This is a genomic window from Actinomadura rupiterrae, assembly GCF_024172125.1.
GTDB classification, from domain to species: Bacteria; Actinomycetota; Actinomycetes; order Streptosporangiales; family Streptosporangiaceae; genus Spirillospora; species Spirillospora rupiterrae.
Genome location: NZ_JAMZEA010000003.1, coordinates 785116 through 799695, shown reverse-complemented (window position 1 = coordinate 799695; position 14580 = coordinate 785116). Strand labels below are relative to the sequence as shown.

Sequence of the window (14580 nt, the reverse complement as noted above, 5' to 3'; positions counted from 1 at the left end):
GGCCGGGACGGCCGGTCCGGTCACGCGCCGGCCTACTCCTCGGCGCCCGGGTCGTCGGCGAGGATGCCGTACAGCCGGCGGCGGGCGTCGTTGACGACGTCCAGCGCCCGGGACTGCTGGGACGGGCTGCCGACCGCCATGACCTGGTGGAGCGCGCCCATCAGCTGGCGGATGGCCTCCCGCGAGTGCAGGACGCTCTCCCCGGCCGCCTCGGTGACCTCGTCCCACGGGGCGGTGGCCTGGGCGGACGCCTCCTCGCGACCGGAGTCGGTGAGCGAGAACAGGCGCTTGCCGCCCTGCTCCTCGCTGCTGACCCGGTCCTCGTCCTCCAGCATCTGCAGGGTCGGGTAGACCGAGCCGGGGCTCGGCCGCCAGACGCCGCCGGTGCGCTCGTCGAGCTCCTGGATCATCTCGTAGCCGTGCATCGGCCGCTCGGCGAGCAGGGCGAGCAGCGCCGCCCTGACGTTGCCGCGGCGGGTGCGGCGCCCGCCGCCCCGGCCTCGCCCGCGTCCCCGTCCGCCGGGTCCGCCCGGACCGAAACCCGGTCCGCCGGGGCCGAAACCGCCCCAGCCGAACGGGTCGTCCCGGCGCATCCGCGCCTCGGGCCCCCCGCGGAAGTGCGGACCGGGTCCGCGCCGGCCGTGCTCGTGGCTCCTGGTGTACTCGCGCATCGTCATCATCTCCTTGTCGTTGTTCGATCGCGATGCATTAACGATATATCGGTGAACGCTCGCTGGCAAGCCCGCATTCCCTCGACAGAAACTCATCAGGTGCTGAATATCGAGGAAGGGGGTGGCGCCCATGACCGGACGCACCGCCACGACGGCCTGCGTGACGGGCGGCGGACCCACCGGGACCGTCCTCGGCTTCCTGCTCGCCCGCGTGGACAGGCTGCCCCGCTGGACCGGCTGCGCTGCTGGACCGGCTGCCCCGCTGGACCGGCTGCGCTGCTGGACCGGCCGCGCGGCTGGTCGGGTACGGCCCGCGTCCCGAACGCGTCCGCACGGCGTGAAACGCGAAAGCCTCCGGGCCGCGGCTGCGGCCCGGAGGCTTCAGGTCAGAGCGCCCGGAGGCGTTCGATCAAGGGGCCTGGAGCTTCAGGTTGTCCAGGATCGCCTTCACGATGTCGGCGTTGTCGCTCTGCCGGATGCGCACCCAGGCGCCGAACTTGCCGTCCGCCGAGTGCAGCGCGACCTCGGTGACCAGCGGCGTGCCGGTCTTGCACGCGGTGAAGCGCAGGATCGTGCCGCTGAGCTGCTTGTCGGGCGAGGTGTAGCTTTCCGGGTTGCCCTTGGTGCAGGCCGAGTGGGTCGAGACGCCGGCCGGCAGGGTCTCCGACTTCGGCATCGCGGTCGTCAGGCCGACGAACAGCCCCGGCCCGGATCCGAGCCGCCACTTCGCCATGTCCGGAACCGCGCGCAGGACGGGACGGGCCGTGGCATCACCCACGAAGCCGACGCCGCTCGGCAGCCAGGTCTTGTCCCCGGCCTTCGGCCACGCCTTGGGCACGGCCGCCTTGATCTTGCCCGAGTCGTCCGCGACCTGGGCGAAGTCGGCCGGGACGGACGTCTTCTGGCCGTCCTTCCCCTTGCCGTTCTTGCCCTTGCCGTCCTTGGAGAAGATCGAGCCGAGCGCGAGGCCCGCGATCAGCGCGACGGTCAGCACCGCGGCCGTGATCAGCAGCGGGGTCAGGTAGCCGCGCCGGCCGCCTCCGCCGCCGTTGCCACCTCCGCCGCCGCCCCCGCCGGGCCCGGGCGGTCCGCCGGGGACGCCGCCGGAGCCGCCGGTGTCCTTCTTGCGCCGTCCGAACGGCGACCCCTTACCGGACGACCCGGACGATCCGGGCGGCCCGGGAGGCGCCTGCTGAGGCTGGTAGGGAGGCGGCGGGTAGCCGTGCGGGGGCGGGCTCTGCGACGGCCCGGGCCCCGGGGTGAACGGCTGACCCGGCCCCTGCCCGGGACTCGGGTCGTAGGGCTGGCCGCCCGCCGGGAACACCGACGTCTTGGCATCGCCACCGGGCTGCGGAGGCGGCGGCCGGTCGCCGTAGCGTCCGCCGGGCTGGTCCATCAGGGTCGCCTCGCCGCCGTCCGGACCCTGCGTGTAACCAGGCCCGGCCGGACCGGACGGGCGCGGCGGCAGCGGCATCTCGGTCGTGCGGGAGTCGTCGGGCCCGGCGTCCGGCGGAAGGGTCTCCGAGCCGGGCGGACGGTCCCCGTAGGGCTGCTGTCGGGGATCGCGCACGGTCGCCTCCGGTACCTCGTCCTGGTCACCGGGGTATGACGCTCGCCGCGGGGGGCCGGGTTCGGGCGAATTGCCGGACTGGTGCGGCGACGGGACGTCCACCACCGTGGACGGCGCCTCCGCCGGACGGTTCGGCGCGCCGCCCCCGCCGGCGATCGGCCCCGGCTCCGCGATCGTCGCCGGCGGCTCGGCCGGCGGACGGACCCGGGCCGGGACCGGCGTCCCGCCCGCGGAGTCGGCCGGCGTCTCGGGGACGACCTTCGCGCGCAGCTCGGCCAGCGCCTCGCCGAACGCCTCGGCCGTCGGCCAGCGCTTCTCGCGCTCGGCCTCCAGCGCGCGCAGCACGACCTCGTCCGTCCCGGGCGGCAGGCCCTCGCGCAGCTCGCTCGGCGGCGGCACCGGGATCGGCGCCTGCGACGGCGGCTTGCCGGTCAGCATGTGGAAGGTCAGCGCGCCGAGGCCGTACACGTCCGCGCGGACGTCCAGGCCGCCGCCGAAGCGGGCCTGCTCCGGCGACATGTAGCCGGGCGTGCCGACCGGCAGGGTGAACGCGCCGGACGCGTGCGCCAGCGCCTTCGCGAGCCCGAGGTCGGCGATCAGCAGCTTCTCGCCGCCGTCCGCCGTGGACTGGAACAGCACGTTCGACGGCTTCAGGTCGCGGTGGATCACCCCGAGGGTGTTGATCACCTCGACGCCGTAGGCGGTGTCCTCGGCGAGCGCGAGCGCCTCGGCGACCGGAAGCGGCCGGGCCTTCATCCGGTCGGCGAGCGTCCCCCGGTCGGCGTACGACATCACGAAGTAGGGACGGCCGTCCGGGAGCTCCCCGATGTCGTGCACCCGCACCAGGCGCTCGGAGTCGGCGCGGCGCAGGATCCGCGCTTCCTCCAGGAACCGGTTGCGCACATCGAGGTCGTCCAGCAGGCTGCCGTTCAGGACTTTGATCGCGACCAGCGAGTCGAGCGCGTCGTCATGCCCGAGCCACACTGAGGCGAACGCCCCGGACCCGAGGACGCGGTCGATTCGGTAACGGCCGACGGTAGAGGGGAAGGACACTCCCGTATCATGCCCAACAAACGGGGTGTGTGTGCGAGCGAGGTCGAGGCACGGCGATGGCATTCGATGAGAGAACCGAGGAGTTGGCGCTGAAGGCCGCCCAGGGAGACCAGGGCGCGCTGGAGGAGTTGCTCCGCAAGATCGAGCCGGACGTGCTGCGACACGCGTCCCGGTTCCTGCCCAACCGGCAGGACGCCGAGGAGGCTTGCCAGGACGCGTTGTTGCAGGTCGCGCGCAACATTCACCGGTTCGAGGGACGATCGCGCTTCTCCACGTGGCTGCACGTGGTGGTGGCGAACTCGTCGCGCTCGACCTACCGCTCGCTCAAGCGGCGGTCCATGGAGCAGGCGGGCGAGCTGCCCCAGCAGCGCCCCGACCCGCGCCGGACCAGCGTGATCGCCGGTTCCCGGGTCGACATCCTGGACGCCATGGAGGACCTGGAGGCCCGCAAGCCGGACCTGATCCAGGCCCTGGTGCTGCGCGACGTCTCCCAGCTGGAGTACGCCGAGATCGCCGAGCAGCTGAAGCTGCCGCTCGGCACGGTCAAGTCGCGCATCCACGAGGCCCGCAAGCAGGTCCGGCAGACCCTGGGCGAGTCCTACACCTGACCCCCGCGCCCGCGCGTGTCGCGGTCGGAGCGGGGCCAAGGGTCGGCAAGGGGTGGGCCAAGCGGCCGGGACGCCGACGAGCGCGGCGAGTCCGGGGGCGTCAGCATGCCCTGCATGGCCACTGGAACAGCCCCGGCCGACCGGCCGGTCTTCGTGTTCGGCTGCCCGCGGTCGGGCACGACGCTGCTCCAGCTGATGCTGCACTCGCATCCGCGCATCGCGATCCCCGCCGAGACCCGGTTCGTCCTCTCCGCCTACACCGGAAGGTGCGAATTCGGTGACCTCGCGGACAGGGAGAACAGGCGCCGGCTCGCGGAGTGGATCACCACCCGCCGCTCGACCCGGTTCGCCGATCTCGGACTGGACGCGGCGGAGGTCGCCGACGAGATCACCGACGGCCCGCCGACGCTCGGCTCGGCGCTGGGCATCGTCTTCCGGGCCTACGCGCGCCGCTTCGGCCGGACGCGCTGGGGCGACAAGCGGCCCGGCTACTACCAGCACATCCCGGCGCTGCTGCGGATGTTCCCGGACGCCCAGTTCGTCCATCTCGTCCGGGACGGCCGGGACTGCGTGGCGTCGCTGCGCGAGATGCCCTGGTACAAGCTCGACCTGCACCACGCGATCGCGTCCTGGCGCGAGGCGGTCGACATCGGCCGCCGCGCCGCCGCGCGGCTCGGGCCTGGCGCGTACTGCGAGCTCCGGTACGAGCGCCTCGTCGCCGACCCGGCGGGGGAGCTGTCCCGGCTGTGCGGGTTCCTCGGCGAGGAGTTCGACCCGGCGATGACCGAGCCGCGGCACATCGCGGCGCTGACCGTCCCGCCGCAGAAGAACTGGCACGACCGCACCCGCTCGGCCGTGTCGTCCGGACGGATCGGCTCCTGGCACGACCGCCTCGAACCCTGGGAGATCGGGCTCGCCGAAGCCGCCTTCGGCGACCGGCTCACCGACCACGGCTACGAGCCCAGCGGGCTACCGAGGCCGAACCCCGCGCTCATGGCCAGGTTCACCGCTACGGCCGCGCACCGGCGCCTGGCCCATCGCAAGGCTGACGTCCGCGAACGCTGGCGGCGGCGCCACGAACCGAACCCGGTCGCCTACCAGCTCACTCCCGTCCTAGCCTGACTTCGGGGCGGCGCGGCGTCAGTCGAGGGCCGCCAGCTGGTCGGAGAACCAGCGGGCCGGGGGCAGGGCGGTCGCGGCGTCGCCGAGCCTCCGGGTGCGTTCGAGGCGCTCGCCGGGTGGCATCAGCAGAGCGCGGTGCAGGGCCTCGGCGGTCTGTGACACGTCGAAGGGGTTGACCATCAGGGCGTCGGCGGCGAGTTCGGCCGCCGCGCCGGCCTCCCGGGACAGGACGAGCGCGCAGCCGTCCGCCGACAGGACCGGGCCCTCCTTCGCGACCAGGTTCATACCGTCCCGGATGGGGTTCACCAGCAGGACGTCCGCCAGCGAGTAGGCGGCGAGCGACCGCGGGTAGTCGTCGTTGACCTGCACGATCAGCGGGTCCCAGGACGGCGTGGCGAACTCCTCGGAGATCGCCCGCGCGGTCTCGTGCACCGCCTCGGTGTACGCGCGGTACTCGGCCAGATCCGTCCGCGACGGGTAGGCGAACGCCAGGTGGACGACCTGGCCGTGCCATTCCGGATGCGTCGCCAGCAGCTCGCGGTAGGCGGCCAGGCCGCGGACGATGTTCTTCGACAGCTCCGTCCGGTCCACGCGGACGATCAGCTTCCGGTTGCCGACCTGCGCGCGGAGCGATTCGCGCCGTTCGGCGACGTCCGGCTCGGCGGCTCGTGCGCGCAGGGACTCGCCGTCCACGCCGAGGCCGTGGACGCCGATCCGGGTCGTCCGGCCTGCGAACGTGACGGACTGGCCGTCCACGCGGGCGCCGGGGAGGAGCTGGGCGCAGCAGGCGAGGAACGCGTCCGCCCAGCGCTGGGTGAGGAAACCCGCGTGGTCCGCGCCGAGGATGCCGCCGAGGACGGCTTCGGCGATGTCGTCCGGCAGCATCCGGAAGTACTCCGGCGGCGCCCACGGCGTGTGCGAGAAGTGCGCGATCCGCAGGTCAGGGCGCCGGTCGCGCAGCATCCGGGGCGCGAGCGACAGGTGGTAGTCCTGCACGACGGCCTTCGCGTCCGGCTCGGACGACTGGGCCAGCGCGTCCGCGAACGCCGCGTTGTACGCCTCGTAGGACTGCCAGTCCCGCCTGAACCGCGCGTCGAAGTGCGGCGCGCGCGGCGTCTCGTACAGCAGGTGGTGGACGAACCAGAGCGTCGAGTTCGCGACCGAGTTGTAGGCGCGCTGGAACGTCGCGGCGGGGATGTCCAGCATCCGGACGGCCGCGCCGCCGGTGTCGTGCCCGGCCCGGTCGAGCCGTCCGTCCGGGGCCTCCCGCGCGGCCTCCCGGTCGGCGTCGCCGAGCGCCGCGCACACCCACAGCACGTCCGTGCTGGCGGCCACCCCCGCGAGCCCCGACACCAGCCCGCCGCCCCCGCGCCGCGCGGCCAGCCCGCCGCCCTCCCTCCGGGTGAACGACACCGGACCACGGTTGGACGCCACCACGATCTGACTCATGGGAGCAGCGTCTCAGCCGCGACGCCCGCACATCAAAGGGACCCGCGTGATTCCCGGTCACTCACCTGTCGCGAGACCTCGGCGCAATCCCCGAACGCGCTACGAGACCCTCTCCGGAGGCGTCAGAAGCCAATGCCATCGAGGTGAGTCAAGACCGTTGCGTGACGAAGGACACGGTCGGGTAACGTCTCAGCGGGCGAGACGGCGCTGTCCGAGAACCGGGCAAGTCATGTAATCTCGCCTCACGGAGTTCGAAAGAACCCGCGTCTATAACTTCATAACGCTCATCCAGAGGGGTGGAGGGACCGGCCCTACGAAGCCCCGGCAACCACCCGGTCAGTGCGCGCTCGCGACCCGCGAGGCCGACCGGGAAGTGGTGCCAACTCCGGCCTGCGACCAAGGCGGCGCAGGGAAGATGGGGAGAAGGGCCTCGCTTCATGGCGCTCACGTCTGCGACGAATCTCGGACCTGCCACCGCGCTCACCTGCCGCGAATGCGGCACCACCCGCGAACTCGGCCCGCACTACGCGTGCGAGGAGTGTTTCGGGCCGCTGGAGATCTCCTACGACTTCGGCGACGTCACCCGCGAGTCGATCGAGGCGGGACCGCGCAACATCTGGCGGTACAAGGGCCTCCTGCCCGTCCCGTCCCACGTCGAGGAGACGCCCAACACCGAGCCCGGGCTGACCCGGCTGGTGCGCGCGGACCATCTCGCCGAGACGCTCGGACTGTCGAAGCTGTGGGTCAAGGACGACAGCGGCAACCCGACCCACTCGTTCAAGGACCGCGTGGTCGCGGTCGCGCTCGCCGCCGCCCGCGAGCTGGGCTTCAAGGTGCTGGCCTGCCCGTCCACCGGGAACCTGGCGAACGCCGTGGCGGCCGCCGCCGCCCGGGCCGGCATCCGCAGCGCGGTGTTCGTGCCGTCCGACCTGGAGTCCCAGAAGATCATCACGACGGCCGTGTACGGCGGCACGTTCGTGACCGTGGACGGCAACTACGACGACGTCAACCGGCTCGCCTCCGAGATCGCGGGCGAGCAGGACGACTGGGCGTTCGTGAACGTCAACGTCCGGCCGTACTACGCCGAGGGGTCCAAGACCCTCGGCTACGAGATCGCCGAGCAGCTCGGCTGGCGGCTGCCGGACCAGATCGTGGTCCCGGTCGCGTCCGGATCCCAGCTCACCAAGATCGACAAGGCGTTCCAAGAGTTCATCAAGCTCGGCCTGGTCGAGGACAAGCCCTACAAGGTGTTCGGCGCGCAGGCCGCTGGTTGCGACCCGGTAGCCAACGCGTTCAAGCAGGGCTGGGAGGTGTTCCGGCCGGTCAAGCCGGACACCATCGCCAAGTCCCTCGCCATCGGCAACCCGGCGGACGGGACCTACGTGCTCGACATCGCCCGCCGCACCGGCGGCGCGGTCGAGGACGTCACCGACGAGCAGGTCGTCGAGGGCATCCGGCTGCTCGCCGCCACCGAGGGCATCTTCGGCGAGACCGCCGGCGGCGTCACCGTCGGCGTGCTGAAGAAGCTCACCGAGTCCGGCGCGCTCGACCCGTCCGCCGAGACCGTGATCATCAACTCCGGGGACGGCCTGAAGACGCTGGACGCCGTCGCCCCGGTCGTCGCGCCCACCGCGAACATCGCCCCCAGCCTGGACGCGTTCCGCGCCGCCGGAATCGCCTGAGAGGAGCCCCCATGAGCACCGTCTCCGTCCGCATCCCGACCATCCTGCGGACCTACACCGGCGGCGAGTCCGAGGTGAAGGCCGAAGGCGGCACCCTGCGCGCCGTCGTCGCCGACCTGGAGTCGTCCTACACCGGCATCTCCGCCCGCATCCTCGACGACGCCGGCAAGATCCGCCGCTTCGTGAACGTCTACGTCGGCGACGAGGACGTCCGCTTCGCCGAGGGCCTCGAAACCCCCACTCCTGCAGGCACCCAGATCTCCATCATCCCCGCCGTCGCCGGCGGCGCCTGAGCAGCCCGGCACTCCGGGCGCAGAGCGCCCTGCGTGCCGGGCGTGGTGTACCGGCTGGGCTCAGTGCAGGTTGGCCCGCGTCCCGCGCGGCGTCTGAGCAGGTTGGTGAGCTTCGGATCGGGCTGTGTAAGGACGGTCGGCGGGGCTTGATGCTGACTCGTTGACAAAAAGATTGTCAAAAGCCCCCTTTCTTTGTGAGAGGGGGCTTTTGTGCTGCTCATGAGGGTAAAGGGATGGTTATGGGGATAGCGGAGGATGTCGCCGGACTGCTGCGTGCCCATCCGGCCGTGCGGGGGGTGGAACTGGTCGGGTCGCGGGCGCGGGGCACGGCCGCGCGGAGTTCGGATTGGGATTTCGCGGTCGCCGTGGAGGATTTCGGGGAGGTGGCCGCGGACCTGCCGGGGCTCGTGGCGCCGTTCGACCCGGTGGCGGCGCAGTGGGATCCCTTGGGCGAGTGCGCGAGCTACCTGCTGGTGTTCGCCGGGCCGGTGAAGGTGGACCTGCTGTTCCGGGACGTCCCGCGCCGCCCGGCGCGGCCGTGGCGGATCGGGCCGGACACGCTCGGGGCAGTGGATGCTCACTTCTGGGACTGGATCCTGTGGCTGGTGAGCAAGCGGCAGCGCGGGATGGACGACCGGGTGCGCGGCGAGCTGCTGACCATGAGCGGGCACCTGCTGCGCCCGCTCGGCGTGCAGGTCGTCCCGCGGTCGCTGGAGGAGGCGGTGACCCGCTACGTCCGGGCGCGGGAACGGCTGGAGGCGCGGTACGGGCAGCGCGTCCCGAGGCGGCTGGAGGCGGAGGTGCTGCCGCTCGTGCACGCGCGCGACGGTGACCATTACCGGCCGTCCGGTCTTCGCTCGTAAGGGCTGACGGCCGGATCAGGCCGCCTATAAGGTCGGTCCCGATCACGCCGGGTCGACCCCGCCGCGGCCCGTTCTCGCACGGGACGTGGAGACACGGGAGGTGGTCGGCGGGGCCCGCGGTAGCAGGGGCGGGGCCCGTAGCGCACCGCGGCAGGGGCCGCGGACGATCCGGCAGGTTGGTATGGCGCAGGGCACAGTCAAGTGGTTCAACGCGGACAAGGGCTACGGCTTCATCGCGGTGGACGGCGGCCGGGACGTGTTCGTCCACTACTCGGCCATCCAGATGGACGGCTACCGCAGCCTTGAGCAGGGGCAGCGGGTCGAGTTCGAGATCACCCAGAGCGACCGCGGGCCGCAGGCCGACGCCGTCCGCGCCATCTGAGCGCCGGCCGGCCCCCCGAAGCTCCCTCACCCGGTCCGGGGCGGCGTCCCGGACCGCGGGCCCGACGCGACGTGCGCGGCGAGCAGCCGGTCCGCGCGGCGCAGCCGGGCCGCGAGGCTGCGCGCCATCGCCCAGTGCAGCGCCTCCACGACCTGCGGACGATCCCGTTCCAGGCGCTTCAGCGTGCCGTCGGACAGCACCCGGCAGACCGTCGGCTCGTCCGCGACGACGCGGTAGGCCCGCGGGTCGTCGCGGCGCAGCGTCAGCTCGGTGACCGCCGTGCCCGGGCCCATGGACGCGACCTGCACCGGTTCGGGCGGGTCGCCCTCCATGACCTGCGCGACCAGCCCGCCGGAGACGACGAAGTACAGCGACTCGTCCGGTTCGCCCCGCGGGGCGAAGAGGATCTCGCCGGCGGCGAGGCGGCGCTCCTCCAGCAGCGGGGTCAGCTCGTCCAGCACGCCGGGGGGCAGGTCGCGCAGGACGTCCTGCTCGGGCACCGGCACGGCCTCGGCGGCGCCGGTGTCCTCGGCCGGTGCGGTCCCGGCGACGAGCGCGTCCTCGCACCATTCGAGCGCTTCGTCCAGGGAGGCGAACGCGGCCTCGGCGGACGCCAGCGGCGACCGCGCGCCCTCGGCGGCGACGACCGTGGTGACGCCGTGCTCGCCCAGCTCGCGGACGAGCGTGTCCAGCAGGTTCACGGCGACGGGCTCGGTGCGCGCGACCCGGTGCAGGTCGAGGATCAGCCACCGGACGCCGTCGTGGTCGCCGGTGATCGCGCGCACCGCGACGTCCGTGGACGCGAACCCGAGGTCGCCCTGCAGCTCGCACAGCGCGATGGCCCGCCCGCGCGTCCGGAGGATCTCCCGCTCGGCGTACCGGCGGCTGCGCTGCGACGACACCGCGTCCCCGCGCAGGTACCGGTGGATCGCGGACGTCGACCCGGTCACCGGACGCATCAGGTGCAGTCCGAAACGGGACGAAAGCTCCTGGCATGCCGCGATCGCCCGGACGCTCGTCCCGCGCGTGTCCAGCGGCGGGCTGTAGACGCCGATGCCGAGCTGCGACGGCAGTACCGCGACCAGCCCGCCCGCGACGCCGCTCTTGGCGGGCAGCCCGGAGCGCAGCAGCCACTCGCCCGCGAAGTCGTAGGTGCCGGACGTCGCCATCACGGCCATGACGTGCTCGGTCGTGTCCGTCCCGACGACGCGGCGGCCGGTCAGCGGGTTCACCCCGCCGGACGACAGCGTCATCGCCATGACCGCCAGGTCACGTGCGGTGACCAGCGTCGAGCAGGCCATGAAGTACACCGACAGCGCCTTGTCCACGTCGCCGTCGAGCGTCCCGGCGTTGCGCAGCAGGTACCCGATCGCGCGGTTGTGGTCGCCGGTCCGCTCCTCCGACGCGAGCACCTCGTGGTCGATGCTGAGGTCGCGCCCGGCGAACCCGGACAGGCCGTCCAGGATGCGCTGGAACCGCTGCCCCCAGTCGTCCCCGTCCACCATGGACGCCGTGACGATCGCGCCCGCGTTCACCATCGGGTTCAGCGGACGGCCCGTCCCCGCCTCCAGCTTGATCGCGTCGAACCCCTCGCCGGTCGGTTCGACGCCGACCTTCCGCAGCACCGCGTTCAGCCCGCGGTCGTGCAGCGCGAGCGCGTAGATGAACGGCTTGGAAACCGACTGGATGGTGAACGGGACGCGCGTGTCGCCCGCCTCGTAAACGTGCCCGTCCCGCGTCGCCAAGGCCAGTCCGAACAGCTTCGGATCGGCTTTCCCTAGCGCCGGGATATAGGTCGCGACGCGTCCGTCGTCGATTTCCCCGATGCGCTGGTGAACCTCGTCGAGAAGCTGCTGCACAGGACTCGCGATGTCCTCGGCGTCCGCCAACCCGCACCCCTCCCCGAAACGCGTCCTCCGTCCTGTCTACCCGACGAAGGCGCAGCTCAAGGCGAACGGTGGGGGGCAGCTGAAGAAAACGGCGGGTGTCAGCTGAAGAAGTTGTCGAAGTAGCCGCCGTGCCCATAGGGCCGGTTCGAGGACGACATCGAGACGTCGAAGGCGATCGGGCAGCAGAGCACCAGCGTCCGGAGCGGCTCGGGCAATTGGTAATGCATCGTCAGGACGTGCCGGTCGCCCCGCGCCATGCCCTGGGCGAGCTGCTGGAAATAGCCCCCGGTGCGGTCCTTGAGGCTTACCGCGACCTCGGTTCCCTGCCAGTCGAAGATGCGCGCGTAGTCGTAGTGCCCGATCTGCCGTTCGGACGCGTCGAAAAGGTCGAATCCCTTGGTGTGCCGATCGAGATGGCCGATCGGCGTTCCGTCCGGCGCGACGACGAGGGTGCGTCCGCCGGTCGTGGTCGCGCCGTCCACGTGCAGGCGGTCGAACCAGAAGTACGGGACGCCGTTCGGCGCGGCGACCAGCATCGTGCGCCGGGACCGCTCGCCCGACCCCCAGTGCCGCCGGTGGCCGCGCTGCTCCTCGGTGATCTGCTCGGTCACCGTCGCGACGAGCGCGCCCTCCTGGTCCAGGATGTTCAGCCCCATCGCGACCGAACGCCCCTGGTCGGGCAAGTCGTACACGAGCACGGGCGCGGTGAACAGGTCGCTCACGACGGCCTCCCTCCGGTGCGTCTCAGGCGTAGCCGTTCTCCGGAACGTTGTCGTCCGGACGGATGCCGTCGCCGGCCGCCTCGCCCAGCGGCTTGGTGATGTCCTGCGGGATTCCGGTCTTGTTGACCCAGCCCGCCGGACTGCCCGGAAGCTCGGTGGACTGGTAGGCGACCTTCGGCAGCCCCATGCCCTCCGGCTCCTCGCCCGACTCCTTCGCGTGCGACCGCCCCTCCAGGATCCCCTCGACCGTCTCGGGCGCGGCCGTGATCTCCGCCTGGACGAGGTCGCCCAGCACGTCCTGGTCGCCCTCGGACGACTGGAACCCCGCGTCCACGAACATCCCGACCCCGAAGATCGCCGCGCCGCCGGTCATCGCGCCCATCAGCACCGTGTTCGCGGTCTCCATGACCCCGACGCAGGCCGCGCCGAACGACGCGCCCTCCGCCTCGCCCTCGGGCGCGCCGATGATCGTGGCGTCCGCCGCCGCGACGATCGCCGCGTCTGCGACCACCGCCACCGCCATCCCGACGCAGAACGCCGCGTAGATCTCCATCGCGCCGGCCAGCACGCCCAGCGTCACCGCGGCCGTCTCGCACGCGATCACGTTGGTGTCGAGCTGCTGCCCGAACTGGGTCATCTCCTTCTCGAAGGCGTCCCGGTCCTTGCCCGACCAGGACTCCGCGGACACCCCGCGCACCAGCCCTTCGAGCTTCTCCTTGGCCTCCTTGTACTTGTCGGAGGCCTCGTTCCACTTCCCGGCGCCGTCGATGAGCTTGCCGTCGCAGCCCGCGCCCTTGCTCATCAGCCCCGCGATCACCGGGCCCTCGGGGATGAACGGCGTGCACGCGATGCACGCGACCTCGGACGCCTCGATGGCGATCCGGCCGTAGTTCTCGGTCATCGGACGCCTCTCAGACCGTCGTCACCCTGACGGTGCTCTTCTCCTCGGTCTTCTCCCAGTGCTCGGCGGTCTTGTCGAGCTTCTGGGCGACCTTGCTCAGGTGCTTCTCCTTGCTCTCGCCGTCGGTCACGCCGTACTCGTGCGCGCCCGGGTAGGCGATGCCCATCGGGAAGCCCTGGTCGCTGAAGTCCTCGGGGCCGATCTCGGCCTCCTTGATCGCCGCCGCGGCCTCCTTGACCAGCTTGGCGACCTCGTCCTCGACCTGCTTGCCGAGGCGCTTGATGTCCTCCGGGTTGTGCTTGACCTCGCCGTCCGCGCCGCCGGTCTCGCCCGGCTTGCCGCCGTCCGCCGGATCGCCCATGGGGGACAGCGGCGCGCGCGGCGTGCCGGGCGGGGGTGTCGAGGTGTTGAGGATGTCCGAGATTCGGCTCATTGGGGGGTTCCCGTCCGTGGTCAGGCGCTGCGCATCCGGGCCTGGGCCAGGGCCAGCTGCTCCTTCACGTGGTCCATCTTCTGCTCGAAGTCCCGCTGCGCCGCGTGGACCTCGTCCTTCAGCGCGCGCGGGTCGGCCAGGTCGCCCAGCTCCTCGCGCATCATCTCGGCGGTCTGCCGCCGCAGGTCGTCCGTCGCCTCCTGGACGAGCCGGACCACCGTCTCCGCCAGCTCGTGCGACCCGAGCTTCATCGCCCGCGGGTCGATGGCCAGCCCCGTGAGCCCCCGCCCGCCGGTGCACTCCGCCACGATGGTGCCGTCCTCGCTCCGCGCGCGCCCCACGACGTCCCGCAGCCGCGCCTGGACGGCCATCACCTTCTCCATGCGCCGCTCGGCCCGCCCCCGGGCCTCCTCCATGTCCGCGGCGGCGAACCGCGCGTAGTCGCTCATGGCCCTCGCTCCCACAGAGGCGATCCCGATCCCGCCTATGGCCCGAAGACCCTCACACACCACCGGTTAGTGACCGGCAAACCCCCATCAAGATCCTTAAAACCCCCGCTAACCAACCCCTAACCGACCCAAACCCCGAAACCGAACGCCCCGCCCCCGCGTTCAGAACTCCTACGCCCCTCCTAACCCCGGGTCAGAGCCGCCTACCCACCTTGACGAGCACAAGCAGAAGCACAAGCACCCCCACCACCCCACCCCCAAGAACAACAAGCAGCACCAGCAGCTCAGCAAGCCCAAGCGACACGACAGCCCTTCCTGCAACAAATGATCAAGTGATCATATATCCAGCTCAAAGCCCCAACCCCAACCCGGCCAGCGAACGGACGACCTCACTGCGCACGAACCGGGGGCAGTCCGTTCCGCAACTGTTCCGCGTTGGTCAGGCCTCTCCGCACGCGCACATGCTGCTCCCGCTCAAGTCCTGCCGCGAGGT

14 protein-coding genes and 1 riboswitch are annotated in these 14580 nt (G+C 71.9%); of the genes, 6 read left to right on the top strand and 8 right to left on the bottom strand.

The features are described 5' to 3' along the window. Positions 1 to 32: 32 nt before the first annotated feature. Both FHU30_RS12370 and FHU30_RS12365 read right to left on the bottom strand, forming a co-directional pair. The gene (locus FHU30_RS12370) at positions 33 to 671 is read right to left on the bottom strand and encodes a PadR family transcriptional regulator (RefSeq protein WP_253875053.1); all 639 of its coding nucleotides are present in this window, start codon (positions 669 to 671) and stop codon (positions 33 to 35) included. A 409-nt stretch (positions 672 to 1080) separates the two neighbouring features. Next, on the bottom strand, positions 1081 to 3294 hold the full coding sequence (locus FHU30_RS12365) for a protein kinase domain-containing protein (protein WP_253875051.1): 2214 nt from the start codon (positions 3292 to 3294) through the stop codon (positions 1081 to 1083). 56 nt (positions 3295 to 3350) lie between these two features. On the opposite strand from FHU30_RS12365, the gene FHU30_RS12360 reads away from it, so the two are divergent. Both FHU30_RS12360 and FHU30_RS12355 read left to right on the top strand, forming a co-directional pair. After that, positions 3351 to 3902, top strand: a complete 552-nt coding sequence (locus FHU30_RS12360) for an RNA polymerase sigma factor (protein WP_253875049.1) — start codon at positions 3351 to 3353, stop codon at positions 3900 to 3902. Positions 3903 to 4016: 114 nt separating this feature from the next. Beyond that, positions 4017 to 5024, top strand: coding sequence for a sulfotransferase family protein (locus tag FHU30_RS12355; protein WP_253875047.1), 1008 nt, complete (start codon positions 4017 to 4019; stop codon positions 5022 to 5024). An 18-nt stretch (positions 5025 to 5042) separates the two neighbouring features. Here FHU30_RS12355 and FHU30_RS12350 read toward each other — a convergent pair whose 3' ends face one another. Beyond that, positions 5043 to 6473, bottom strand: a complete 1431-nt coding sequence (locus FHU30_RS12350; RefSeq protein ID WP_253875045.1) for an alpha,alpha-trehalose-phosphate synthase (UDP-forming) — start codon at positions 6471 to 6473, stop codon at positions 5043 to 5045. 281 nt (positions 6474 to 6754) lie between these two features. Next, a riboswitch (SAM riboswitch) is annotated at positions 6755 to 6895 on the top strand. A gap of 15 nt (positions 6896 to 6910) precedes the next feature. Between FHU30_RS12350 and thrC the strand changes: the two genes are divergently transcribed. The 4 genes from thrC (at position 6911) to FHU30_RS12330 (ending at position 9693) form a co-directional block, all read left to right on the top strand. Then, entirely contained in the window at positions 6911 to 8155 is a 1245-nt protein-coding gene (thrC, locus tag FHU30_RS12345; protein ID WP_253875043.1) for a threonine synthase, read from the top strand. Between the two features lie 11 nt (positions 8156 to 8166). Beyond that, a complete protein-coding gene (locus FHU30_RS12340; RefSeq protein WP_253875041.1) occupies positions 8167 to 8448 on the top strand; it encodes a MoaD/ThiS family protein in 282 nt (93 codons plus the stop codon). A 239-nt stretch (positions 8449 to 8687) separates the two neighbouring features. Further along, a complete protein-coding gene (locus FHU30_RS12335; RefSeq protein WP_253875039.1) occupies positions 8688 to 9311 on the top strand; it encodes a nucleotidyltransferase domain-containing protein in 624 nt (207 codons plus the stop codon). A gap of 181 nt (positions 9312 to 9492) precedes the next feature. Further along, positions 9493 to 9693 carry a cold-shock protein gene (locus FHU30_RS12330; RefSeq protein ID WP_151561745.1) on the top strand — a complete coding sequence of 67 codons (201 nt, stop codon included), beginning with the start codon at positions 9493 to 9495 and terminating at the stop codon, positions 9691 to 9693. A gap of 26 nt (positions 9694 to 9719) precedes the next feature. Here FHU30_RS12330 and glsA read toward each other — a convergent pair whose 3' ends face one another. From glsA to FHU30_RS12305, 5 genes are all read right to left on the bottom strand, one after another. Beyond that, complete coding sequence (gene glsA / locus FHU30_RS12325; RefSeq protein WP_253875037.1) at positions 9720 to 11582, bottom strand: glutaminase A; 1863 nt, start codon at positions 11580 to 11582, stop codon at positions 9720 to 9722. A 98-nt stretch (positions 11583 to 11680) separates the two neighbouring features. Further along, positions 11681 to 12304 carry a hypothetical protein gene (locus FHU30_RS12320; protein WP_253875035.1) on the bottom strand — a complete coding sequence of 208 codons (624 nt, stop codon included), beginning with the start codon at positions 12302 to 12304 and terminating at the stop codon, positions 11681 to 11683. Between the two features lie 22 nt (positions 12305 to 12326). Then, the gene (locus FHU30_RS12315) at positions 12327 to 13205 is read right to left on the bottom strand and encodes a PPE domain-containing protein (protein WP_253875033.1); all 879 of its coding nucleotides are present in this window, start codon (positions 13203 to 13205) and stop codon (positions 12327 to 12329) included. 10 nt (positions 13206 to 13215) lie between these two features. Further along, on the bottom strand, positions 13216 to 13638 hold the full coding sequence (locus FHU30_RS12310) for a hypothetical protein (RefSeq protein ID WP_253875031.1): 423 nt from the start codon (positions 13636 to 13638) through the stop codon (positions 13216 to 13218). A 20-nt stretch (positions 13639 to 13658) separates the two neighbouring features. Next, on the bottom strand, positions 13659 to 14087 hold the full coding sequence (locus tag FHU30_RS12305; protein ID WP_253875029.1) for a YbaB/EbfC family nucleoid-associated protein: 429 nt from the start codon (positions 14085 to 14087) through the stop codon (positions 13659 to 13661). Between the last annotated feature and the right edge of the window lie 493 nt (positions 14088 to 14580).

Excerpts from the sequence above, each read along its gene's own strand:
- FHU30_RS12370 (WP_253875053.1), bottom strand. The coding sequence starts at position 671 with ATGCGCGAGTACACCAGGAGCCACGAGCACGGCCGGCGCGGACCCGGT.
- FHU30_RS12360 (WP_253875049.1), top strand. The coding sequence starts at position 3,351 with ATGGCATTCGATGAGAGAACCGAGGAGTTGGCGCTGAAGGCCGCCCAG.
- FHU30_RS12355 (WP_253875047.1), top strand. The coding sequence starts at position 4,017 with ATGGCCACTGGAACAGCCCCGGCCGACCGGCCGGTCTTCGTGTTCGGC.
- FHU30_RS12350 (WP_253875045.1), bottom strand. The coding sequence starts at position 6,473 with ATGAGTCAGATCGTGGTGGCGTCCAACCGTGGTCCGGTGTCGTTCACC.
- thrC (WP_253875043.1), top strand. The coding sequence starts at position 6,911 with ATGGCGCTCACGTCTGCGACGAATCTCGGACCTGCCACCGCGCTCACC.
- FHU30_RS12340 (WP_253875041.1), top strand. The coding sequence starts at position 8,167 with ATGAGCACCGTCTCCGTCCGCATCCCGACCATCCTGCGGACCTACACC.
- FHU30_RS12335 (WP_253875039.1), top strand. The coding sequence starts at position 8,688 with ATGGGGATAGCGGAGGATGTCGCCGGACTGCTGCGTGCCCATCCGGCC.
- FHU30_RS12330 (WP_151561745.1), top strand. The coding sequence starts at position 9,493 with ATGGCGCAGGGCACAGTCAAGTGGTTCAACGCGGACAAGGGCTACGGC.
- FHU30_RS12315 (WP_253875033.1), bottom strand. The coding sequence starts at position 13,205 with ATGACCGAGAACTACGGCCGGATCGCCATCGAGGCGTCCGAGGTCGCG.
- FHU30_RS12310 (WP_253875031.1), bottom strand. The coding sequence starts at position 13,638 with ATGAGCCGAATCTCGGACATCCTCAACACCTCGACACCCCCGCCCGGC.
- FHU30_RS12305 (WP_253875029.1), bottom strand. The coding sequence starts at position 14,087 with ATGAGCGACTACGCGCGGTTCGCCGCCGCGGACATGGAGGAGGCCCGG.